At 73.3% G+C, this 20,710-nt stretch carries 16 protein-coding genes and 2 pseudogenes; 12 read left to right on the top strand and 6 right to left on the bottom strand.

The annotated features are described in order from the left end of the window. Positions 1–7 precede the first annotated feature (7 nt). Both AB0N31_RS03980 and AB0N31_RS03975 read left to right on the top strand, forming a co-directional pair. Positions 8–2,461 (top strand): glycoside hydrolase family 2 protein, encoded by a 2,454-nt coding sequence (locus tag AB0N31_RS03980; RefSeq protein ID WP_366056755.1) that lies wholly within the window; start codon positions 8–10, stop codon positions 2,459–2,461. Continuing rightward, entirely contained in the window at positions 2,458–3,495 is a 1,038-nt protein-coding gene (locus tag AB0N31_RS03975) for a LacI family DNA-binding transcriptional regulator (protein ID WP_366056754.1), read from the top strand. Before AB0N31_RS03980 ends, AB0N31_RS03975 begins: the two co-directional genes overlap by 4 nt. A 66-nt stretch (positions 3,496–3,561) precedes the next feature. Here AB0N31_RS03975 and AB0N31_RS03970 read toward each other — a convergent pair whose 3' ends face one another. Further along, complete coding sequence (locus AB0N31_RS03970; protein ID WP_366056753.1) at positions 3,562–4,908, bottom strand: cellulase family glycosylhydrolase; 1,347 nt, start codon at positions 4,906–4,908, stop codon at positions 3,562–3,564. Positions 4,909–5,322: 414 nt separating this feature from the next. Between AB0N31_RS03970 and AB0N31_RS03965 the strand changes: the two genes are divergently transcribed. The 5 genes and pseudogenes from AB0N31_RS03965 (at position 5,323) to AB0N31_RS03945 (ending at position 8,686) form a co-directional block, all read left to right on the top strand. Beyond that, a complete protein-coding gene (locus AB0N31_RS03965; RefSeq protein ID WP_366056752.1) occupies positions 5,323–5,625 on the top strand; it encodes a metalloregulator ArsR/SmtB family transcription factor in 303 nt (100 codons plus the stop codon). Then, positions 5,622–6,014: a VOC family protein gene (locus tag AB0N31_RS03960; protein ID WP_366056751.1), complete on the top strand. Its 393-nt coding sequence runs from the start codon at positions 5,622–5,624 to the stop codon at positions 6,012–6,014. Before AB0N31_RS03965 ends, AB0N31_RS03960 begins: the two co-directional genes overlap by 4 nt. Positions 6,015–6,970: 956 nt before the next feature. Continuing rightward, positions 6,971–7,462 (top strand): hemerythrin domain-containing protein, encoded by a 492-nt coding sequence (locus AB0N31_RS03955; protein ID WP_366056750.1) that lies wholly within the window; start codon positions 6,971–6,973, stop codon positions 7,460–7,462. A 144-nt stretch (positions 7,463–7,606) separates the two neighbouring features. Further along, a pseudogene (locus AB0N31_RS03950) lies at positions 7,607–7,774 on the top strand (sigma factor-like helix-turn-helix DNA-binding protein); the annotation flags it as partial. Positions 7,775–8,014: 240 nt separating this feature from the next. Next, positions 8,015–8,686, top strand: coding sequence for a LysE family translocator (locus AB0N31_RS03945; RefSeq protein ID WP_366056749.1), 672 nt, complete (start codon positions 8,015–8,017; stop codon positions 8,684–8,686). Positions 8,687–8,830: 144 nt separating this feature from the next. Here the strand turns inward: AB0N31_RS03945 and AB0N31_RS03940 are convergent, their stop codons facing one another. Continuing rightward, positions 8,831–11,170: a heavy metal translocating P-type ATPase gene (locus tag AB0N31_RS03940; RefSeq protein WP_366056748.1), complete on the bottom strand. Its 2,340-nt coding sequence runs from the start codon at positions 11,168–11,170 to the stop codon at positions 8,831–8,833. 242 nt (positions 11,171–11,412) lie between these two features. On the opposite strand from AB0N31_RS03940, the gene AB0N31_RS03935 reads away from it, so the two are divergent. After that, the gene (locus tag AB0N31_RS03935) at positions 11,413–11,970 is read left to right on the top strand and encodes an ABATE domain-containing protein (RefSeq protein WP_366056747.1); all 558 of its coding nucleotides are present in this window, start codon (positions 11,413–11,415) and stop codon (positions 11,968–11,970) included. Between the two features lie 73 nt (positions 11,971–12,043). After that, positions 12,044–12,778 (top strand): hypothetical protein, encoded by a 735-nt coding sequence (locus AB0N31_RS03930; protein WP_366056746.1) that lies wholly within the window; start codon positions 12,044–12,046, stop codon positions 12,776–12,778. Positions 12,779–12,829: 51 nt separating this feature from the next. Here AB0N31_RS03930 and AB0N31_RS03925 read toward each other — a convergent pair whose 3' ends face one another. From AB0N31_RS03925 to AB0N31_RS03910, 4 genes are all read right to left on the bottom strand, one after another. Further along, the gene (locus AB0N31_RS03925) at positions 12,830–13,495 is read right to left on the bottom strand and encodes a DUF4389 domain-containing protein (protein ID WP_366056745.1); all 666 of its coding nucleotides are present in this window, start codon (positions 13,493–13,495) and stop codon (positions 12,830–12,832) included. A 200-nt stretch (positions 13,496–13,695) separates the two neighbouring features. Continuing rightward, positions 13,696–14,352: a TrkA family potassium uptake protein gene (locus AB0N31_RS03920; protein ID WP_366056744.1), complete on the bottom strand. Its 657-nt coding sequence runs from the start codon at positions 14,350–14,352 to the stop codon at positions 13,696–13,698. Continuing rightward, positions 14,349–15,008 carry a TrkA family potassium uptake protein gene (locus tag AB0N31_RS03915; RefSeq protein ID WP_366056743.1) on the bottom strand — a complete coding sequence of 220 codons (660 nt, stop codon included), beginning with the start codon at positions 15,006–15,008 and terminating at the stop codon, positions 14,349–14,351. The genes AB0N31_RS03920 and AB0N31_RS03915 overlap by 4 nt, the downstream gene beginning before the upstream one ends. Beyond that, the gene (locus tag AB0N31_RS03910) at positions 15,005–17,815 is read right to left on the bottom strand and encodes a cation-transporting P-type ATPase (protein ID WP_366056742.1); all 2,811 of its coding nucleotides are present in this window, start codon (positions 17,813–17,815) and stop codon (positions 15,005–15,007) included. The genes AB0N31_RS03915 and AB0N31_RS03910 overlap by 4 nt, the downstream gene beginning before the upstream one ends. Positions 17,816–17,991: 176 nt before the next feature. Here AB0N31_RS03910 and AB0N31_RS03905 point away from each other — a divergent pair, with 176 nt between their 5' ends. The 3 genes and pseudogenes from AB0N31_RS03905 (at position 17,992) to AB0N31_RS03895 (ending at position 20,645) form a co-directional block, all read left to right on the top strand. After that, positions 17,992–18,237 carry a hypothetical protein gene (locus AB0N31_RS03905; RefSeq protein ID WP_366056741.1) on the top strand — a complete coding sequence of 82 codons (246 nt, stop codon included), beginning with the start codon at positions 17,992–17,994 and terminating at the stop codon, positions 18,235–18,237. A 198-nt stretch (positions 18,238–18,435) separates the two neighbouring features. Continuing rightward, positions 18,436–19,634: pseudogene (locus AB0N31_RS03900) on the top strand (alpha/beta hydrolase). Positions 19,635–19,817: 183 nt separating this feature from the next. Next, complete coding sequence (locus AB0N31_RS03895) at positions 19,818–20,645, top strand: endonuclease/exonuclease/phosphatase family protein (protein WP_366056839.1); 828 nt, start codon at positions 19,818–19,820, stop codon at positions 20,643–20,645. Positions 20,646–20,710 lie beyond the last annotated feature (65 nt).

The raw sequence follows: 20,710 nt of genomic DNA, 5'->3' as shown, positions 1-20,710 counted from the left end.
CCGCACCATGAAGGACGTCACCCAGCTCACGGAAGGCTGGAGCCTGCGCCACGGACAGGAACTGCTGGAGGCCACGGTGCCCGGCTGCGTCCACACCGATCTGCTGGCCGCCGGCGTCATCCCCGACCCGTTCGCCGGACTCAACGAGACGGAGGTCGCCTGGGTCGGCCGTCGTGCCTGGACCTACGTCCGTGATCTCGCGGATCTCCCCCACGACAGCGCGCACGAGCGCACCGACCTGGTCCTCGACGGCCTCGACACGGCCGCGCACCTCACCCTCGGCGGCCGCCCGGTGGGCACGACCCGCAACATGCACCGCCGCTACCGCTTCGACGTCACCGGCCGCACCGGGCCGCTGGAGATCCGCTTCGCCTCCGCCTACGACGAGGCCGCGGCCGTCCGCGCCGTCACCGGGGAGCGGCCCAACGTCTACCCGGAGCCCTCGCAGTACATCCGCAAGATGGCCTGCAGCTTCGGCTGGGACTGGGGACCCACGCTGGTGACCGCCGGCATCTGGCGGCCCGTGCGACTCGAACACTGGTCCACCGCCCGCATCGCCGGCGTACGCCCGCTCGTCACCGTCGAGGAGGGCACCGGCCGGGTGGAGGTGCGGCTGGAGGTCGAACGCACCGCGCAGGGGCGGGGGCGCACGCTGCGCGCCGAGGCCCGGCTGGCCGGCGCCCGCGCCGAGGCCGCCCTGACCGCCGACGAGGCGGTGCTGCGCCTGGAGGTGCCCGATGCGCGCCTGTGGTGGCCCCGCGGATACGGCGAACAGCCCCTGTACGACCTCCACCTCGCCCTGAGCGACGACGAGGGCGGTCCGCTGGACACCTGGCACCGCCGGATCGGCTTCCGCACGGTCGCACTCGACCGCTCGGCCGACGAGCACGGCACCGGCTTCACCCTCGTCGTCAACGGCGTGCGGATCTTCGCCCGCGGCGTCAACTGGATCCCCGACGACGCCTTCCCCTCCCGGATCACCCCGGAGCGCTACCGGACCCGGCTCATCCAGGCAGCCGAGGCCAACGTCGACCTGGTGCGGGTCTGGGGCGGCGGCATCTACGAGGACGACGCCTTCTACGACGCCTGCGACGAACTGGGCCTGATGGTCTGGCAGGACTTCCTCTTCGCCTGCTCCGCCTACCCGGAGGAACAGCCGCTGCGCGGCGAGGTGGAGGCGGAGGCGCGCGACAACGTTGTCCGGCTCATGCCGCACCCCTCCCTGATCCTGTGGAACGGCAACAACGAGAACCTGTGGGGCTTTCGCGACTGGGGCTGGGAGGACGCGCTCGCCGGCGACTCCTGGGGCGAGGGCTACTACCTCGGCCTGCTGCCCCGCGTCGTGGCCGAACTCGACCCGACCCGCCCCTACACCGCCGGCAGCCCCTGGTCCGGCTCCTGGGACCACCACCCCAACGACCCCGCCCACGGCACCCACCACTCCTGGGAGGTGTGGAACCGCCAGGACTACGCCGAGTACCGGGCGAGCGTCCCCCGGTTCGTGGCGGAGTTCGGCTGGCAGGCGCCGCCCGCGCAGGCCACCCTGCGGCGCGCCCTGCCCGGCGAGCGGCTCGCCCCCGACTCCCCGGGCATGCTCCACCACCAGAAGGCCGAGGACGGCAACGGCAAGCTCGACCGCGGCATCGCACGCCACTTCCCGCCGCCCGGGGGCGACTTCGACCGCTGGCACTACCTGACCCAGCTCGTGCAGGCCCGGGCGGTCGCGGCCGGCATCGAGCACTGGCGCTCGCACTGGCCCGTCTGCGCGGGCACGATCGTCTGGCAGCTCAACGACTGCTGGCCCGTCACCTCCTGGGCCGCCGTCGACAGCGACGGCCGCCCCAAGCCCCTCCACCACGAGCTGCGCCGGGTCTACGCCGACCGGCTCCTGACCCTGCAGCCCGGCACCGACGGCCCGGTGCTCGCCGCGGTCAACCAGGCCGCCGAGTCCTGGCCGACGGCGGTGACGCTGCGCCGGTGGCGGGCGGACGGAACCCTGATCCACGAGGGCGTCCTCGACGTGACCGTCGGGCCCCGCTCGGTCGTCCGGCTCCCGGTGCCCCGCGACCTCGTCCCGGACGCGCGGTCGGCGAAGGAGTTCCTGGTCGCCGACGCGGGGGCGTCTCCCCGCCCGGGCGGGGCCGGGGGCGAGAGCGGGGGAGGACTGCGCGCCCTGCACTTCCCGGTCGCCGACAAGGACTTCGCCTACCCGCGGCCCGTCTACGACGTCGGCGTGGAACCCGTTCCCGGACAGCGGGATAGAGTCGACGTCGTGGTGAGCGCCCGTACCCTCGTCCGAGACCTCCTGCTCCAGGCCGACCGGCTCGGCCCGGCCGCCGTCGGCGACCGGGGCCTTGAGACCCTGCTGCCCGGCGAACACGTGCGGATCCGGGTCACCGGCTGCGACAGCGTCGACGTGCAGGACGTCCGGGCCGCCCTGCACTGCGTGGACGTGACGTGAACGGCTCGACGGACCGGGTCACCATCAAGGACGTCGCCGCCCGGGCCGGGGTGTCCAAGGGCGCGGTGTCGCTGGCGTTCAACCACAAGCCCGGCGTCTCCGCGGCCACCCGCGAGCGGATCTTCGAGGCGGCCCGGGAACTGGGCTGGGCCCCCAGCGCCACCGCGCGCAGCCTGTCCAACCAGCGGGTGGACGTCGTCGGGCTCGCGCTGTGCCGGCCCGCCCGGCTGCTCGGCCTCGAACCGTTCTACATGGAGTTCATCTCCGGCATCGAGAGCGTCCTGGCGGAGCGGTCGTGCTCGCTGCTGCTGCGGCTGGTGCGCGACCTCGACGAGGAGATCGCCGTCCACAAGGCGTGGTGGGGCGGCCGGATGATCGCCGGGGCGATCCTGGTGGACCTCCGCGAGGACGATCCCCGCCTGCCCGCCCTCGAGGGCGCCGGGCTGCCGGCCGTGGCCGTCGGCCACCCCTCCCTCACCGGTCCGTTCCCGGCGGTGTGGACCGACGACGCCTCCGCGGTCGGCGAGGCCGTCCGCTACCTGGCGGCGCTCGGCCACCGCCGGATCGCCCGCGTCGGCGGCCCGGCCGACCTCGGCCACAGCGCCATCCGCACGCGGGCGTTCGCGTCCACCATGCGCGAACTCGGCCTGGAGGAGGCCCGGCAGATCGCCACGGGCTTCGAGGAGAAGGAGGGCGCCCGCGCCACCCGCTCGCTGCTGCTCGCCGCCGACCGGCCCACCGCCATCGTCTACGACAACGACATCATGGCGGTCGCGGGCGCGGGCGTCGCCGCCGAAATGGGCTTCACCGTCCCCGACGACCTGTCACTGGTCGCCTGGGACGACTCCCAACTGTGCCGCATCACCCACCCGACGCTGTCGGCGATGAGCCACGACGTGCACCATTTCGGAGCGGAGGTGGCACGAGTCCTGTTCGACGTGATCAACGGGACGCGGACCGGTCCGCACCAGGCGCCGACGCCCACGCTGACACCACGGGGCTCCACCGCCCGGGCGCCCAGGGCGGGCGGGTAGTCCGGCGAACGCGCGCAGGGCCGCTCCAACGAGGGACGCGACCCTGCGCCTGCCGGTCTGGGACCGTCAACTCGTGGTGCAGGTGCTGCCGTTGAGAGTGAAGGACGCGGGAACGCCGTTGGTTCCCGCGGTGGAGGAGCCGTTGAAGCCGAAGCTCACCGTGCCGCCGGCCGGGATCGTCTCCGTCCAGGACTCGTGGGTGGCCCGCACCTGGCGCCCCTGCTGGGTCGCCCGGGCGTTCCAGGCGTGGTCGAGCTTCTGCTCGCCGGGGAAGGCGAAGTCGAGCCGCCAGCCCTTGACGGCCGTGGTGGCGGTGTTGCGTACGGTCACGTCCGCGTTGAACGAGTTGCCCCAGTCGCTGAGCCGGTAGGTGACCGCACAGCTTCCCCCGGTGGAACCGTCGTCCGGGACGGAGCCGAAGACGCCGGCCTCGCGCGCGGTCTGCTTGATGCCGTCGGTGCCGTCGAAGACGCGGCGGCCCCAGCCGGTGAGACGGGAGGCGTCGAAGCCGGTGGCCATGTCGAGGTACTCGACGCCGCCGCCGTTGCCGCTCCAGGACCAGCCCAGATAGCCGACGCCGAGCCGCTGGGCGGCGGCCATGACGGCGTCCTCGTCCGGGTTGCCGTCCGAGTGGTCGTTGCCGAATTCGCCCACCACAAGGGGCAGCTTCTGTGAAGTGAACCGGTTCAGGTAGTCGTTCACTTCGGCGGCGGTGTCGAAGACTCCGTACATGTGGATCGAGAAGACGGTGTTGCGGTCGGGGTCGGCCGCGAAAACCTTTCCGGCGTTGTCCCGCATGGTGAAGGACCAGTCCTGGCCCCAGTTGGGCGCGTCGACCATGAGGGTGTGGCCGAAACCGGCGGCACGCATGCGCACGATCGCGTTCTGCGTGTCCGAGGTCCACGCCCCGTAGCCGGAATTGCCGTAGGGCTCGTTCCCGAGGTTCAGGACGACGTACTTCTCCTGACCCCGCAGCGCGTCCTGGATGCCGATCCAGTAGTCCACGGCGCGGGCGAGGGACGCCGCCCCGGCCTGCTCGCCGTAGCCGGTGGTGTCGTGCGCCTCCAGGACGCAGATCAGCCGGTCCCGCTTGCACTCGGTGATGACGGCGGCCACCTCGGCGGCGGTGGTCCTGGTCCAGCGGTCCCCCGTGGCGAGGACCACGCGCACCGAGTTGGCGCCCAGCGCCTTGATGTCCTTCAGTGCCTGGGGCGTCCGGGTGGGGTACCAGGCGTGCGCGTGGTTCACGCCGCGCAGGACGAAGTCGTCGCCGTTCGCGTCCAGCAGGCGGCCGTCGCCGACGTGGAACCCCGACACCGCCCGCGGCTCCGCCTGTGCCGGTGGCGGGGCGGCCAGTAGCGAGGCCGCGACGGCCAGCAGCGCTCCCGCCGCGGTGGCCAGTCCTCTTCTCATTGCTGCTCCCAAAGTCGTCACGGGCGCGGACGCGCGTGCTCGCCGAGCCCGGGTGTGCTCCGGTCCGGAAAGGGGTGCCGCGCGCCTGCCGGGAATCCCGCCGCCCGGATCCGGTGTGCGACTCGCACCGGGCGGTGGGACGTCGGACGACCGCCGCGGACCACCACCCGTTTCCCGTGGTCAGGGCAGAAAAGGGTGGCAGGGACAATTTTTCGTTCGGCGGTCGTGAGAGAGGCTAGAAGGAGACTCGACGTACGACAACCATTCGAGCGAAACCGGTTAAGTTTAGTCGCGGTTAAGTGGGTGCGATCACTCGGTCCGCGCCGCACCCGTGTGAAGGCGTCGACCGGACCGGGGTGCCGACGCCGGAGTGACGGCTTGATAGGCAAGTGGTTGCTTGCCTATGCTGGAGGTGTGGCCGATGACGTCTTCAAAGCTCTGGCCGACCCCACCCGACGTGCCATCCTCGACGAGCTCACGGAGAAGTCCGGGCAGACCCTGTTCGAGATCTGCTCGCGACTGACCATGAAGCATCGGCTGGGCATCTCACGCCAGGGCGTGTCCCAGCACCTCGCCGTGCTGGAGGCCGCCGGGCTCGTCGAGACCAGGCGGGAGGGCCGCTACAAGTTCCACGACCTGAACACGACGCCGCTGCGGCAGATCGCCGAGCGCTGGCTCGTGCCCGACCCCTCCGGACCGCAGGAGAGCACCCCGTGAAGATCCACCTCACCAGCGTCTTCGTCGACGACCAGGCCAAGGCCGAGCGCTTCTACACCGAGGTCCTCGGCTTCGTGAAGAAGTACGACGTCCCGTTGGGCGGGAACGCCCGGTGGCTGACCGTCGTCTCGCCCGACGAGCAGGACGGCACCGAACTGCTCCTGGAACCCGCCGGTCATCCGGCCGTCAAGCCCTACCGCGACGCGCTCGTCGGTGACGGCATCCCGCTCGCCCAGTTCGCCGTCGACGACGTGACGGCGGAGTACGAGCGCCTGCGCGGCCTCGGCGTCCTCTTCACCCAGGAGCCCCTGGAGATGGGCCCCGTCACCACCGCCGTGTTCGACGACACCTGCGGGAACCTGATCCAGATCGCGACCAAGCCGCAGTAGTCGGCCGCGTCGGGCAGGTCGACGCCCTCGGCAGGCCGGGCGTAACCGATGGCGGTGGTGGTGCCGCCGATGGGGCTGCCGTCCGTGCCGACGACGCTCCAGTGGTGGCCCGTACCGACCGCGAGCGGCCCGGCCCCGGCCCCGGTCCCGGCCTCGGCCGAGGCCGCGGGCGTCGTAGGCGCGGCGGTGGTTCCGGAGGGCCGGCCGGATGGCATCCATCGCCGACCGTGGCATCACTCCGGCTGCCGCACCACGACATTCGGGTGACCGGTGCCACGACGATGCCGGCCCTCGAATCCTCGGAGACCCGCTCGCCGGGTGGCCGGCGGCCTCGGCACAGGAGCCGTCGGGTACGCCGTACGCCGTTCTCCTGCCGCAGATGCGGACCCGCGGCGCGGTTTTCGCGTGCCGGAAAGTCACCGCGACGAGTGGGGATGAGCCGACATCTTCCGGGTAGGCGCGCAGAGCGGCAGGGAGACGCGGCACAGCCTGGGGAGGTCGGTGCCGCCCTCCCTGTCCGATGCCCCGAGGCCCGCCCACGCGTACCGTGTGAGAGGTGCCGGCCAGCCGCACGACCGGAACACCGGCGCCCGCCTGGCGCTGATCGCATCCGGCGAACGGGTGCGTTACATGCCGGTGCTGACCGGGACGGACCGGCTCCTGCGCGGCTGCCCCAGCCCGGACGCCGTGCCCGACCGACCGTCCCCGGAGTGCGGCGGATACGCGGGTCACGCGCGCCCCAGCCGGCCGGGGGACGTCCACCGCGTCGAGGGCACTCCGGCACCGGCCCGAGGAAGCCGGACGTCGTCGAGCGCGACCTCCTCCCCGGTCCTGCCGACCCGGGGCGGGGCCGTCCGCTGTCCCCGCGCCCGCCGCGGTGCCGGGAACACTGAAGTCGTCGGGCGGGGGTAGTCGGTTCCGGCAAGGTTCCCTCGCACGAAAGAGAAGTCTGTTCCATGGCCGAGACACGAGACGTCGTCGAACTCATCCTCCGGGACCACCGCCGGATGGAGGACCTCTTCCGCCTGATGCGCAGCGTCGAAGCCGACCGGGCCGCCGCCCTGCGCGAGTTCGCCGATCTGCTGATCGCGCACGCGCTGGCCGAGGAGGCGAAGGTGTACCCCGCCCTCAAGCGCTACAAGAAGATCGACGACGACGAGGTCGAGCACGGCGAGGAGGAGCACGAGGAGGGCAACAAGGCGCTCCTCGAACTCCTGGAGGTCGAGCAGGTCGGCTCCGAGGAGTGGGACGAGAAGCTGGAAGCACTGGTGGAGGCGGTCACCCACCACGCCGACGAGGAAGAGCGGACGATTCTCAACGGCGCCCGCGAGAACGTCGCCATGGAGCGTCGGGAGGAACTGGGGGAGGCCTTCCTGGCGGAGCGGGAGCGTCAACTGAAGGCGGGCTGCGGCACGCTGGACAACGTCCGCAGCGTCGTCGGCTCCTGACCGTCCCCTCGTCGTGGTGCCCCCGGGTCGGGGCAGGGGGACCTGACCCGACCCGAGGAGGAATGCGAGGCCGGTGGGGACGCCGCCCTGGGGGGGGGGAAGCCCTGCCCGAGTGCCGGTCCCGAGGCGAGCGCGACGACCGGCGAGTCCGTACGGTCGGCCTTCGGCGCCGCGCTCCGGCACCTCCCGCCCGAGCAGCGGGCCACGCTGATCCTGCGGGACGTCCTGGGCTCCTCGACCCGGGAGGTCGCCGACCTGCACGGCACCACCGTCGCCTCGGCCGACAACGCACTGCGGCGGGCCCGGGCCACCGGCATCACGGCCCTCCGTGACGCGGAGCGCATCTTCCCGCTCTTCGGTCTGCCCGAGCACCTGGGCGAAGACGAACGGCCCGGCGACGCTCCGCCGCCGACTGCGGGACAGGAACGGAACCGGCCTGCGCCGGCGGGCGCACGGGGTCTCGCCGCGCGCGGCGCATGAGGTGCCACCGGGGTGGAGCCCGGGACGCCTGATGTGGGCCCGGCGGTCGGGTGCACGGGACGGAACGGGCGGATGTCGGTCGATCTCGCGGGGTTCCTCGGTGTGGTGCTGCTGGCCTATCTCGTTCCGGGGCCGGACTTCCTGGTCATCGCCAGGGCGGCCGCACGGCGTTCCGCGCTGGGCAGGGCAGCCGCGCTCGGGGCGCAGACGGGGCTGTACGTGCACATGGGTGCCGCGGCCCTCGGGCTGTCCGTGATCGCCGCGGGGTCCGCGCTCGCCTTCGCCGTCATCAAGTTCGCGGGCGCCGGATACCTGGCATATCTGGGTGTCCGTGCCCTGCTCAACGCTCGGCGCGGCACCGGTGAGCGGCCCATGCGTGCCGTGGGAACCGTCCCACCGCCCTCGGAGCGCGACGCGGGCCATGACGGGCCGACGGCCGCCGCGGCGAGCCGCCGCGACAGCTTCGCGCAGGGCTTCCTCACCAACGTCCTCAACCCCAAGGCGGCGTTGTTCTTCCTCAGCGTCCTGCCCCAGTTCGTCCGGCACGGCGGCTCGCCCACCGAACAGATCTTCCTCCTGGGCGCACTGGACATCGTGATCGGCCTCGTCTACTGGCAGGTTCTCGTGAGTGTCGCCGCGCGGTTGCGGTCCGTGCTCGACCGCCCGGCCTGCCGGCGCCGCTGGGAACTGATGACGGGGTGGCTGTTCATCGGCATAGGCATCGGGGTCGCCACGGCGGAGTGAAGCAGCCGGGCCCCGCCCGGTCCACCCCGCCGGGCTGCGAGCCGGCGTCGGCGCACCCCCCCCGTGGGCAGCGCGCGAACGGAGAGCGGGTGCACCCGGCCGGTCCGGGCGGCCGGATGCGCCCGCCCGGACCGGGGCGCGCTCTCACGGGGCCAGCGAGAAGTAGTTCTCCTCCTCCTGCGTGAAGTGCAGGCGCAGGACGGTGTTCAGCCCGTACAGACTGGAGCGCAGGTCGTCCAGTTGGCCGGGGGTGAGGCCGCCGTCGGCGTGCGCCAGGCGCAGATGGGTGGCGATGCGGCGGGAGAGGCGTTCGATCTCGGCGTGGGCGCGGCTCATGGTGGCGGTGGCCTCGGGACCGCCGAGGGTGGGGGCCAGGGCGGGGTAGAGCTGGTGTTCTTCGGCGTACTCGTGGGGCAGCAGCCGTTCGGTGAGCAGCCGGTGGGTCTCCTCGACGGTCGCGAGGGCCTTGGGGCCGGGGCCGTCGGAGAGCTGGTCGGCGGCGTCGCGCACGGCTTCGAGGACGTCCTGGAGGTCGTCGTGCTCCGCGGCGAAGCGGTGGACGAGTGCCTCGGCGGTCGGCGTCAGGGCCGGTCGCGCGGACCGGTCGACGCGCAGGGCGCGCAGGGCGTTGAGGATGACCGCGACGTCGATGCCCTCCTGGAGCAGCGCGCCGGCGGCGGGCGGGAGAAGGCCGAACGCGGCCACGGCCATGGCGGCGAGCGACATCAGCATGCCGCCCAGCGCGCTCTGCACGGCGATCCGCCGGGCTCGTACGGCGATGGAGACGGCGTCGGCCAGACGGTCGACGCGGTCGGAGGTCAGGACGATGTCGGCCGCCTCGGAGGAGGCGGTGGAGCCGTGCGCCCCCATGGCCACACCGATGTCGGCGGCGGCGAGGGCGGGTGCGTCGTTGACGCCGTCGCCGACCATCACGGTGACCGCGCGTTCGCGTTCGGCGCGCACGACGGCGACCTTGCCGGCCGGGCTGAGCCCGGCGCGCACGTCGTCGAGGCCGAGGACGGTGGCGACCTCCTGGGCGGGTTCGGCGCGGTCGCCGGTGAGCATCAGCAGCCGCTCGATGCCCGCCGCCCGCAGGTGGCGCAGGGTGCGGGGCGCGTCGGGCCGGACCGGGTCGCGCAGGAGGACGGCGCCGGCCGGTTGTCCGTCGACGGTCAGCCAGGCGACGGCCGCGCCGTCGAGGAGGGCTCGGTTGTCGACGGCGCGGGCCCACGCGGGCTTCAGGTCCGGGGCGTCGAGACGGCCGATGGAGACCCGGTGCCCCTCGACCGTGCCCGAGGCGCCGCGTCCGGGCTCCTCGCCGACGTCCGCCGGAACCGACAGTTCCAGCTTGCGCTCCCGGGCCGTGTCGACGATGGCGTGGGCGAGGACGTGCGGCGAGTACTGGTCCAGGGACGCCGCCAGGCGGAGCACCTCCGCGGGCTTGCGGCCGGGCGCGGCGGTCACGTCCAGGACCCGGGGGCGGCCGCCGGTGAGGGTGCCGGTCTTGTCCAGCAGCAGGGTGCGGGCGCGGCCGAGGTTCTCCAGGGCGCCGCCGTCGCGGATGACCACGCCGAGGCGGGAGGCGCGGGAGAGACCGGAGACGATCGCGACCGGCGCGGCCAGCAGCAGGGGGCACGGGGTGGCGACCACCAGCACCGCGACCGCCCGTACGGCGGATCCGCTGATCAGCCAGGCGAGTCCCGCCACCACCAGGGACAGGGGGAGGAACCAGGCCGCGTAACGGTCGGCGAGCCGCACCACGGGCGCGGACTCCGCCCCGGCCTGCCGGGCCAGGCGCACGATGCCCGCGTAGGTGCTGTCCTGCTCGGTCTCGGTCGCCCGCAGTTCGAAGGCGCCGCCCGCGTTGACCACACCGCTGCGGACCGTCTCGCCCCGCGGCCGTTCGACCTGGAGGGGCTCACCGGTGAGCACCGACTCGTCGAGGACGGCGGCGGCGCTCTCCACCCTGCCGTCCACGGGGACCACTTCGCCGGGACCCACGACGAGCAGGTCGCCGACACCGACCTCGGCCAGCGGCACCGTCTCCACCCCGGCGTCCGTCCGCCGGCGCGCCGATCGCGGCGCGTGTTCCAGCAGGGCGCGCAGGTCGTGGGAGGCGCGCCGCCGGGCGGCGGCTTCGAGGGTGCGGCCGGTCGCGAGCATCAGCGCGATCAGGGCCCCGGCCAGGTACTCGCCCACGGCCAGGGTGCCGCCCAGGGCCAGCACGGCGATCAGGTCGACGCCGGCGCGCCCGTGCCGCAGCGCGGCCACCACCCACCCCACCGCGGGTACGACGGCGGACAGCGTGCCCAGGGCCCAGAACAGGTCCGCGAGACCGTCGGCGCCGACGAGCCGGGCGACGCCACCGGCCGTCAGGGCCACCGCCGTGACGGCCAGGAGCACCGGCTCCCACCGGGGAGGGCGGACGGCGCCCGTCAGGCGGCGCAGCCGCCCGGTGGGGGTGGGGCTGGTGGAGTCGTCCATGGCACACCTCGTCCGGCTGTCGCGGCCGCCGCCTTCGGTTCCGTCCTCCTCCATCACACCGCGCCGACCGGCGTTCCTCCAGGGGACGTACGGCCCTGCCGACCGGGCCGTACGGCGGCCCGCGGGCCGCCGACCGGGTCACAGCCCTCTCCCGCCGCGCCCGGACCGGGAGCCGGCCCCTGATCCCGCCTCGGGAGGAGAGGGTTCTTGCATCTCGATGCGTCACCGTTCAAAATGGTGACATGAAGCATGCTTTCCCCGGAGGTGCCCCCGCGCTCGACTTCGCGGGAACGCTGCGCTACCGGCACCGTTCCGAGCCCCGTGAGGACCTCTCCTCGCCCGAAAGCCTCAGTGTGTGGTTCCGCGAGAGCGGGATCGCGGAGCACGAGATCCCCTGCGAGGCCACGGATCTCCGTGCGGCCCTGGCACTCCGCGAGGCCGTCAACCGGCTGATCCTGGCGCGGATGGCCGGTGCCGCCTACGACCGCGACGCACTGGCGCTCGTGAACGCGTACGCCCGCAAGCCCACCCCCGTTCCGCAGCTGAGCGCGACAGGGCGACATGTCGAAGCCTCCCTCGAGCAGGCGTTCGCCGCCGTCGCCCGGGACGCCGTCGCGGTGCTCGGCGGGCCGGACGCCGCACTGCTCAAGGAGTGCGGCAATCCCGAGTGCTCGCAGATCTACATCGACCGGTCCCGGGGAGCACGGCGGGAATGGTGCGCCATGGACCCGTGCGGCAACAAGATCAAGGCGGCGGCCTACCGCGCCCGCAAGCGGATGAGCGGGCAGAAGACGGCCTGAAGGCCCTCGTCGCGGTCGCCCTGATGGACGCGGCCTCCGTGCCGATGCGTGAACGCTGCCACAGACTGCCGGCATGCCCGAGGACGAGACGCGGCGTACCCCGCCGGACCCACTGCTGCGCGTGATCGACAACCTGGCGCGGTTCCACCGGGAGCACGAGGAGTACTACTCACAGGCGCCGCTGCGGCAGGCCGCAGAGCTCCAGGCGCGCTCTCGCGCGCTGAAGTCGCTCGCCGACCGGTGGAGCGAGGCCGAGGCCGGTGGGCGGACGTCGACGATCGGATTCGCCGGCACCGAGGACCTGAACGCCCCCGGGCTCGTGGCGGAGTCGGGGATCCTCAGTTTCATGGAAGGGGAGGACGAGCCCGCGGAACTCCTGAGACTGAAGAGGGAGGTCGGCACGATCGCCGACGACACCGAGCAGGGCGGTGCCTGGCTGGCCCGGGTGATGGAGCAGGCCTGGGAGATCGCCGGGAGCCTGGCCGCCTACCCGGCGCTGGCCGACCTGCTGGGGGAGCGCCACCGGATCATCGCCGACGACTGGCAGTCGGCGGGACTGCAGACCCTGGTCGCGCGGCTGCTGCGCCGCGCCCTCGACCTGCTGGCCCGGGTCGACTTCTCTCCGGCGGCGCTCAGGGCCGACCTGGCGGGGGAACGCGAGGCTCCCCGCTACCTGTACGCGGCCTCCGAACTGTTCGACCGGGCGGCCGACCTGATGGCGGAGTCGGCGATACTCGTGCACGGCAACGAGAGGCGCTGGCGCGTGTTCCGCGCCCGGATCCGCGAACTGCGATCCGAGCACGGATGAGCGGCCGTACGGGCGGCACCGAGGGGAAGGACGCGCCCCTCGGCGCGGCGGTCAGGTCCGCTCCTCGGCGTCCGGCGTCTCCGGGCCGCCCATGTCCAGACGGAACGGCGGGTACGCGTCCGTCATCAGCGCGGCGTAGGCGGAGACGCGCAGCACCCACCGGTTGAGACCGATGATCAGGTCGAACAGGTCCTTCGGGTACTTCTCGGTGAAGGCCAGGATCACGGCCGCGACGAGCGTCAGCATGCCGATCAGCCCGCTCGACCACCAGCCGAGGTGCGCGCCGCCGACGAAGAAGCCGATGACCAGATAGTGCGGGACGGCCAGCAGCCACCACTTCACCAGCACCAGGCCGCGGGAGAGCCGCTCGGGGTAGGCGATGTCCAGCCGGGCCGGGTAGTCCGGTTCCTCGCCCAGGCTGAACGGGGGGTACCGGTCGGTGCCCAGCGCGTCGTACGCGTAGAAGGCCACCCGCCAGTTCCAGCGCAGCACCCCCAGGTTGAAGTCGAACAGGGCGCGGGGGTAGCGCTCGGTGAACAGGATGGCGAAGAACGCGATCACCGTCACCACGCAGAAGGCGATCCAGAGGAAGAAGAGCACCACGTAGTGCGGAACGGCGAGGATCCACTTTACGAGCCACAGCCATCGCGACAGCGGCGCGTCGACACGCGCGTTCACCCGGACCGGGCGGTCCGGGAATCCGGCCAGATGCGTCATGGCGATCAGCTCCTTCACTCCGGCGTGTCGGTGAGCCGCCGGATTGGGTTCATGACAAGCCTGGCCGCTTCGACGCGACGCCGCGAGGGCAGTCCGGCCCCGCCCGGGGGCCTGTCGGCCCGCGCGGCCGCCGCTCGCGCCCTCCGCGCCCGCCGCGTCCCGCCCCGCCGGTGGTGGTTCCGCACGAGGGCCCGCGGCCGTCATTGGAACGCGGCGCGGATCTCCTGCTCGGTGGCGGTGTGGGAGACCAGGAGGAGTTCGTCGCCGGCCCGGAGCGTGAAGGCCGGGGCGGGGACGGTGGGCTGCCCGTCGCGGATGATGGTGGCGATCACCGTGCCGTCGGGCAGCGGCACCTCGGCGAGGGTGCGGCCCGCGGTGCGGGACCGCGGCGTGATCGCGGTCTCGATGACGTCGACGCCCGCCTTGCTCAGCCGCAGGAGGGCCACGGTGTCCGTGGCGCCGGTGGCCTCCTCGATCAGGGAGATCAGCGGGGTCGCGGCGGGCACGGCGACGTCGACCCCCCAGCGCTGGTCGAACAGCCAGGTGTTGTCGGCGTCGTTGACGCGCGCGGCGACCCGGTCCACGGCGAACCGGCGCTTGGCGAGCAGGCTGATGACCAGGTTGTCCTCGTCGTCGCCGGTGGTGGCGACGACGAGGTCGGCGGTGAGAGCACCCGCGTGTTCCAGGAGGGCGGGCTCGCAGGCGTCTCCGGCGACCAGACGGAGCGGGAGGCGGCCCTCCAGCTCGGCGATGCGGTCGTCGTCGGAGTCGATCAACGTCACCTCGTTGTGGGCGGCGGCGAGCACCTGCGCGATCTGGGTCCCGAGCCGGCCGGCCCCGGCGATGATCACGTTCATGTCCCCAGCTCCTTGTCCAGGAAGCCGCGCAGCCTGCCCAGCGCGGTGGTGGCGACGGCGAAGGTGACCAGATCACCCGGGCGCGCGGTGGTGCTGTGGGAGGGGACCAGGGAATGGCCGCCACGGGTGACCTCGACGACGCGGATCTCGCCGTCGACGTCGAACTCGGCCAGCCGCCGTCCGGTCAGGTAGGCCGGCAGTTCGGAGCGGTGGAGCAGGGTCTCGCCGTTGCCGAAGCTGATGTCGGGGGAGAGGTGGCGGTGCAGCAGCATCCGGTGGATCCGGTGCACGGTCCAGTGGACGCCGGCGATGGTGGGGATGCCGAGCTCGTGGTAGATGTCGGCGCGGCGGGGGTCGTAGATGCGGGCGAGGACGTTCGGCACCCGGTACGTCTCCTTCGCCGTCCGTGCGCTGACGATGTTGCTGTTGTCCCCGGAGGTCACGGCCACGAAGGCGTCGGCGTGCTCGATGCCGGCCGCCTCCAGCACGGCCCGGCTGTAGCCGTTGCCTTCGTGGAAGCGGATGTGGGAGCTGTCGGGCAGCCGCCGGGCCGCCTTGGGGCACCGGTCGACGACGTGCACGTCGTGCCCCTCGGCGGCGAGCTGGACGGCCAGCGTGGAGCCGACCCGTCCGCAGCCCACGATGATCACTCTCATCGGTCCACCTCTTTCCGGGCGACACGGTGGTGACGACGGAGCCACCCCTTGCGGACCTCGTCCGCCAGCAGCGGCAGCACTCCCAGCCCGGCCAGGACCGCCCAGTCCCCGGCGGCCAGCGGCGCGGTGTTGAAGACCGCCTGCAGCAGGGGGACGTAGCTGATCGCGGCCATGAAGGCGATCCCGACGAAGCCGGCGCCCAGCAGCGCGGGGTTCGACAGCAGTCCCGCCTTCAGGACGCTCTGCCGGTCGGTGCGCACGGCGAGGGAGATGAAGAACTGGCTCAGCACGATCCCGGCCTGCACCATGGTGACCGCCTCACGGTAGACGGGGTCGTCCTCGGTGAAAGCGTCGAAGGCGAGGCCCGCGGAGTGGACGTGCCAGAAGAACACGGCGGACACGCCGAGCGCCTGGATGCCGCCCAGGAACAGGATCCGCCCCACCACCCCGGCCGAGAACAGCGGCTCACGGCGGGAGCGCGGCGGGCGGTCCATCACGTCGGACTCCGGCGGTTCCGCTCCCAGCGCCAGCGCGGGCATCACGTCCGAACCCAGGTCGATCGCCAGGATCTGCACCGCGCTGATGGGCACCAGCGGGAACCCGGCGAACGTGGCGGCCAGGATCGGTCCCAGCTCGCCGATGTTGCTGGAGAAGACGTAGACGAGGAACTTGCGGATGTTCTGGTACACCGAGCGGCCCAGTCGCACCGCCGTGGCGATGGAGGCGAACGAGTCGTCCAGCAGCACCATCGAGGCCGCCTCCCGGGCGACGTCCGTGCCCGAGGCGCCCATCGCCACCCCGATGTCGCCGTGTTTCAGGGCCGGCGCGTCGTTCGCGCCGTCCCCGGTGACCGCCACGACCTCACCCCGCCGCTGGAAGGCGGTGACCACCCGCATCTTGTGCTCCGGGCTGACCCGGCACAGCAGCAGCTCCGACGGCTCGGCCAGCAGCGCGTCCAGCGCGTCCTCGTCGAGGGTGTCGAGCCGGGCGCCGGTCACCACCACGGGGTCCGGCCCGAGCACGATGCCCACCCGGCGGGCGACCGCCTCGGCGGTCAGCGGATGGTCGCCGGTGACCATGACGATGCGGATACCGGCCCGACGGCAGGCCCCGACCGCGTCCGTGACCTCGGGCCGCGGCGGGTCGAGCATGCCGACCAGACCGAGCAGCGTCAGCCCGGACTCCGCCTCCTCCTGCGCGGGGTGGGGGCCGGCCACCTCGCGCCGCGCCGCCGCCAGCACCCGTAGTCCCTGGGACGCGAGGCCGTCGCCGGCGGCGACGGCGGCGGCGCGCGTCTCCTCGGTCAGGGGCCGGCGCTCGCCCTTCCACTCGACGGCGGTGCAGCGGGCCAGCAGCTCCGAGGGCGCTCCCTTGACGTAGGCCTGGTGGCCCGCACCGCCGTGGTGCACCGTGGTCATCAGCTTGCGGTCCGAGTCGAAGGGGAACTCCGTCACTCGGGGCGTGGCCGCCTCCGCCGCGTCCAGGTCGACGCCGGCCTTGGCCGCCGCGACCAGCAGCGCTCCCTCGGTGGTGTCGCCGAGCACCCTCCAGTGCCGCAGATCCGCCGGCGGGACCAGCCTGGCGTTGCAGCACAGCCCCGCCACGCGAAGCAGTTCCCGCACGGGCGCCGGATCGTCCACCTCGCCGACGGGCGCGTAGCCCACCCCCGACACCGAGTGCAGCGAGCCGTGGGCCCACACCTTCGTGACGGTCATCTCCGCCTGCGTGAGCGTGCCGGTCTTGTCGGTGCAGATCACGGTCGTCGAGCCGAGCGCCTCCACCGCGAGCAGCCGCTTGACCAGCGCGTGCCGCCGGGCCATGCGCCGCACGCCGATCGCCAGCGACACCGAGAGCGTCGCGGGCAGCCCTTCGGGAACCAGCGCGACCATGACACCGAGCGCGAACACGAACAGGGACACCACGGACTCGCCGGTGGGCAGCCGGACGGCGAACAGCAGGGCGCCGATCGCCAGGGCCGCCCCCGCCACCCGGCGGGCCATCGAGGCGACCTGCCGCTGCAGCGGGGTCTTCTGCCGCGGCGCCGCCGCGGCCAGGCGGTAGATCTTCCCGAACTCCGTTCCCACACCGGTGGCGAAGACGACGGCCCTGCCCGATCCGGCGACCACCTCCGTCCCCATGAACAGGCAGTTGCGGGCCTCCAGCGGCGGTCCGGCCGACACCGGTTCGGCCGTACGGCCGACCGCGTTGCTCTCCCCGGTCAGCGGAGCGTTGTTCACGGACAGCTCGTGCGCCTCGACGATCCGGCAGTCGGCCGACACCGCGTCCCCGGCCTCCACCCACACCACGTCCCCCGGCACCAGCTCGCGCACCGGCAGCTCCAGCCGCTCACCGTCGCGCAGCGCCCGGCAGGCGTGCGGCACCATCGCCTGCAGCGACTCCGCCGTACGTTCCGCCGAGTACTCCTGGGCGAAACCGATGACGGCGTTGAGCACCACCACGCCCAGGATGGCGAAGGCCAGCTGCAAGGTGCCCAGGTCACGGGGCTGCTCCAGCCCGTACGCGACGAAGGTGATGCCCGATGCGACGAGCAGCACGAGCGCGAACAGGTCCTTGAACTGCGCCGCCAGCTGCCGCCACACCCGGGTGCGGCCCGAGCGGGGCAGCTCGTTGGCGCCGTACCGGTCCAGTCGTGTGCGTGCCTCGGCCGCCGACAGCCCCCGTGGCGAGGTGTCCAACGTGGTGAAGACGTCCCCGGCACGCAACTCCTGAACAGCCGGCGCCCCGCCCGGACCGGCTGACGGGTCGGTCCCGGCGCCGGGCTCCGTGAGGTTCGCCCCGACGTTCATCAGCCCCGCCCGTGGAGCGGGACCCGCGGGGCCGCGGAACCGTCCGGCGGACACCGTCCGGCTGTGGCGCACGTGCTGGTGAATGTCTCCATCGTGGGCTCCTGGGTTCCTGGGCATTCGGAAGCGTGCCGGCGGGTGCTCGCCCCGTCGCGGGGGCGACGACCCCCTCTCCATCCTTGGACCCGCCCGCCGCGGCGACCAGGGCCGTCCGGGCCGTGAAGGCGGGCCTGTCGTCGCGACACCGCCGGCACCCCCATGAGCGCCCGCCGCCGTCCGAGCCCGGCCCGGCCGACTTCCGGTGGTCCCGCGCCACGGTCGTCCCTGTCACCAGCCTGATGGCCGACGGCGCCCGGCGCCACGGCACCGAGTCCGTTCCTCGGCAGGTGCGCGAGCGGTTCGCCCGCATCCGGGACGGCTCCTGACCCGCGACGAGATCGTCGAGGTGCGCCCTGCTGCCGGACAGCAGGGCGACGCGGTGGCCGGCGGCATCGAAGCGGCGGGCGCGGCCCGGACCCGGACCGGACCGGGGCCGGGCCGGTGGTCCGCCCCGGCGGCAGGACGTGAGGTGCGGATCAGGGCTTACCGCCGCCGCGGCCGCGCCGACGGCGCTCGCGGCCGCCGTGACGGGGACCGCGCCCCAGGCGGCGGCCTCGTCGAAGCCGCCCGCGAAGCCACCCGTGCCGTCCCTCGTCTGGACCGACTGCCAGGGCGGCTTCGAGTGCGCGAACGCCGACGTTCCGCTCGACTACCGTGACCCGCACGGCAGGACCACCACCCTCGCGGTGATCCGGAAGACGGCCGCCGGCCCGGCTAAGCGCAAGGGCACGCTCTTCATGCAGCCCGGCGGGCCCGGCAACTCCGGCGTGGACTTCGTGCGGAACAACCACGCGGACCTGCCGGCCGCACTCCGCGACTCGTTCGACGTCTTCGGCTACGACGTCCGCGGCGTCGGCCGCCGTACCTGGCGCTGGACGGCGCGATGAGCCGCTTCCTGGACTGGTGCGCCGCCGACCGGGCCACCTGCGGGTTCGGCGACGGCGACCCGCGCGCGGCGTTCGAGAAGCTGAAGGCCGACCTGGACGCCAACCCCGTACCGACCGCGAACGGCGGCCGGGCGAACGGCTGCACGCTGGTCCACCGCCTGATGTTCAACATCGACGAGGGCAAGGTCATCCGGCTCTCGTTCGGCGCGGCCCTGCGCAAGGCCCAGCTGCGCGACGACACGTCCTTCATGCTGCGGCCGCCGTCCCCGGCCGGCTTCGACTTCCCGGGCCCGAACGTGGCCGTCGAGTGCGTCGAGTGCGTCGACCGCGACCACCCGCACGACCCGCGCCTGCTGAAGCGGAACGTCACGGCCAACGCGGAGGCGGCGCCCCTGCTCGGCCCGGTGATGGAGTACGGCCCTCCCGTGTACGACCACCAGCACGCCACCGCCTGCGCCCAGTGGCCCGGCGAGCACGTCAGCCGCTACGACGGCTCCTACCGGGCGAAGGGCTCGGCACCGATCCTCGTCCTCGGCACCACCGGCGACCCGGACACCCCGTACCGGGACGCGGTGGCGCTGTCCCGGCGGCTGGACGACGCCTCGCTGTTCACCTTCGAGGCCGAGGGGCACACCGCGTTCGGCCGCAGCGCCTGCGCGACGGACGCGGTCGTCGGCTACCTGGTGGACCTCGACGTCCCGGCCTCGGGCACGACCTGCGCGGACGAGACGCAGCCGCCGTCCTCGACGCCGAGGACGGCCCCGCCCGGCACGACGCTCGGTGGACTCCGCAACGGCGTCGACGAGCGCGTCGAACGCATCGGCACCGTGAGCTGACGTTCCCCGCGCCGACCCCGGGGCCGGCCCTTCACGGCCGGCCCCGGGACCGGGGCGGTCGGCACCGCGGACCCAGGGGGACGAGCACGTGTTGCCGACCGCCCCGTCCCGTAATCTCGTTGCCGGGGCCGTCTGTTGCCGCGTGTGCCCCACAGCGAGGAGGCGAGGGTGTCCGGAAGGCGCATGCCGTTGCTCGCGGGCGCCGCGATCCTGGCCCTGGTCTGCGTGGCCCTCGTCGGCCGCAGTGCGCCGGGCGACGACCTCTCCGGCAGGTCACTGCCCGCCGACGCCGTCCGGGACGTCGTGCCGAACCGCGTCATGACGTGGAACCTCTGCAACCCCTGCGACACGGGCAACGCCGACCGGGCGGCGCAGATCGCCACGTACGCGCCCCAGGTCATCGGGCTGCAGGAAGCGTGTGTGCGTGACGTCGAGAAGATCCGGGACCACCTGGAGAGCCTCTACGGGCTGGTCTACCACGTCGAGTACGGGACGGTCCTGCGGAACTGGGGCCGCTGCGGCGGAATGCCCTGGAGCCCCGGAGCCTACGGCCAGGCGGTGCTCTCGGCGGCCCCGATGACCGACCGCGTCGACGTGGAATACCCCGACGGCGGATCCGAGGACCGCGGGTACATGGCGGTCACCACCGCGGTCGGCGGCCGGCCCGTCCGGGTCTTCAACACCCATCTCGCCGAACGACGCCAGGAAGCGGTCCGGGCGGAGCAGGCCGCGGTGCTCGCCGCGGAGGTCGCCCGTCACGACCGCGCGATCGTCCTCGGCGACTTCAACGCGGTGCCGGACGCTCCCGAACTCGGCCGGATGTGGGCACTGGCCGCGGACGCGGACCCCCGGTGCCGTCCCTCGGCCGCCGGCACCTGCGAGCCGACCACCGACTGGCACAGCAAGTTCGACTACGTCTTCCTGCGCGGCATCGTCCCGCTCGCGCACCGCGTGCGACCCACCCCGTACTCGGACCACCACCTGTTCCAGACCGACCTGGGCCCGGTCTGAGCCCGCCGGGCGGGCCGAGGGCCCGTCCGGCGGGTCAGGGGGCCGGAGCCGGCCCAGCCGGACAG

The sequence above is a fragment of the Streptomyces sp. NPDC051051 genome (assembly GCF_040682975.1).
GTDB lineage: Bacteria > Actinomycetota > Actinomycetes > Streptomycetales > Streptomycetaceae > Streptomyces.
Note: the sequence above shows the minus strand (reverse complement) of the source record. Positions and strands in the feature narration are given on the sequence as shown.

Coding starts and splice junctions, on each gene's coding strand:
- AB0N31_RS03935 (WP_366056747.1), top strand. CDS start 11,413: ATGAAGCATGCTTTCCCCGGAGGTGCCCCCGCGCTCGACTTCGCGGGA.
- AB0N31_RS03945 (WP_366056749.1), top strand. CDS start 8,015: ATGTCGGTCGATCTCGCGGGGTTCCTCGGTGTGGTGCTGCTGGCCTAT.
- AB0N31_RS03915 (WP_366056743.1), bottom strand. CDS start 15,008: ATGAGAGTGATCATCGTGGGCTGCGGACGGGTCGGCTCCACGCTGGCC.
- AB0N31_RS03910 (WP_366056742.1), bottom strand. CDS start 17,815: ATGAACGTCGGGGCGAACCTCACGGAGCCCGGCGCCGGGACCGACCCG.
- AB0N31_RS03970 (WP_366056753.1), bottom strand. CDS start 4,908: ATGAGAAGAGGACTGGCCACCGCGGCGGGAGCGCTGCTGGCCGTCGCG.
- AB0N31_RS03895 (WP_366056839.1), top strand. CDS start 19,818: ATGCCGTTGCTCGCGGGCGCCGCGATCCTGGCCCTGGTCTGCGTGGCC.
- AB0N31_RS03980 (WP_366056755.1), top strand. CDS start 8: ATGAAGGACGTCACCCAGCTCACGGAAGGCTGGAGCCTGCGCCACGGA.
- AB0N31_RS03920 (WP_366056744.1), bottom strand. CDS start 14,352: ATGAACGTGATCATCGCCGGGGCCGGCCGGCTCGGGACCCAGATCGCG.
- AB0N31_RS03955 (WP_366056750.1), top strand. CDS start 6,971: ATGGCCGAGACACGAGACGTCGTCGAACTCATCCTCCGGGACCACCGC.
- AB0N31_RS03940 (WP_366056748.1), bottom strand. CDS start 11,170: ATGGACGACTCCACCAGCCCCACCCCCACCGGGCGGCTGCGCCGCCTG.
- AB0N31_RS03925 (WP_366056745.1), bottom strand. CDS start 13,495: ATGACGCATCTGGCCGGATTCCCGGACCGCCCGGTCCGGGTGAACGCG.
- AB0N31_RS03930 (WP_366056746.1), top strand. CDS start 12,044: ATGCCCGAGGACGAGACGCGGCGTACCCCGCCGGACCCACTGCTGCGC.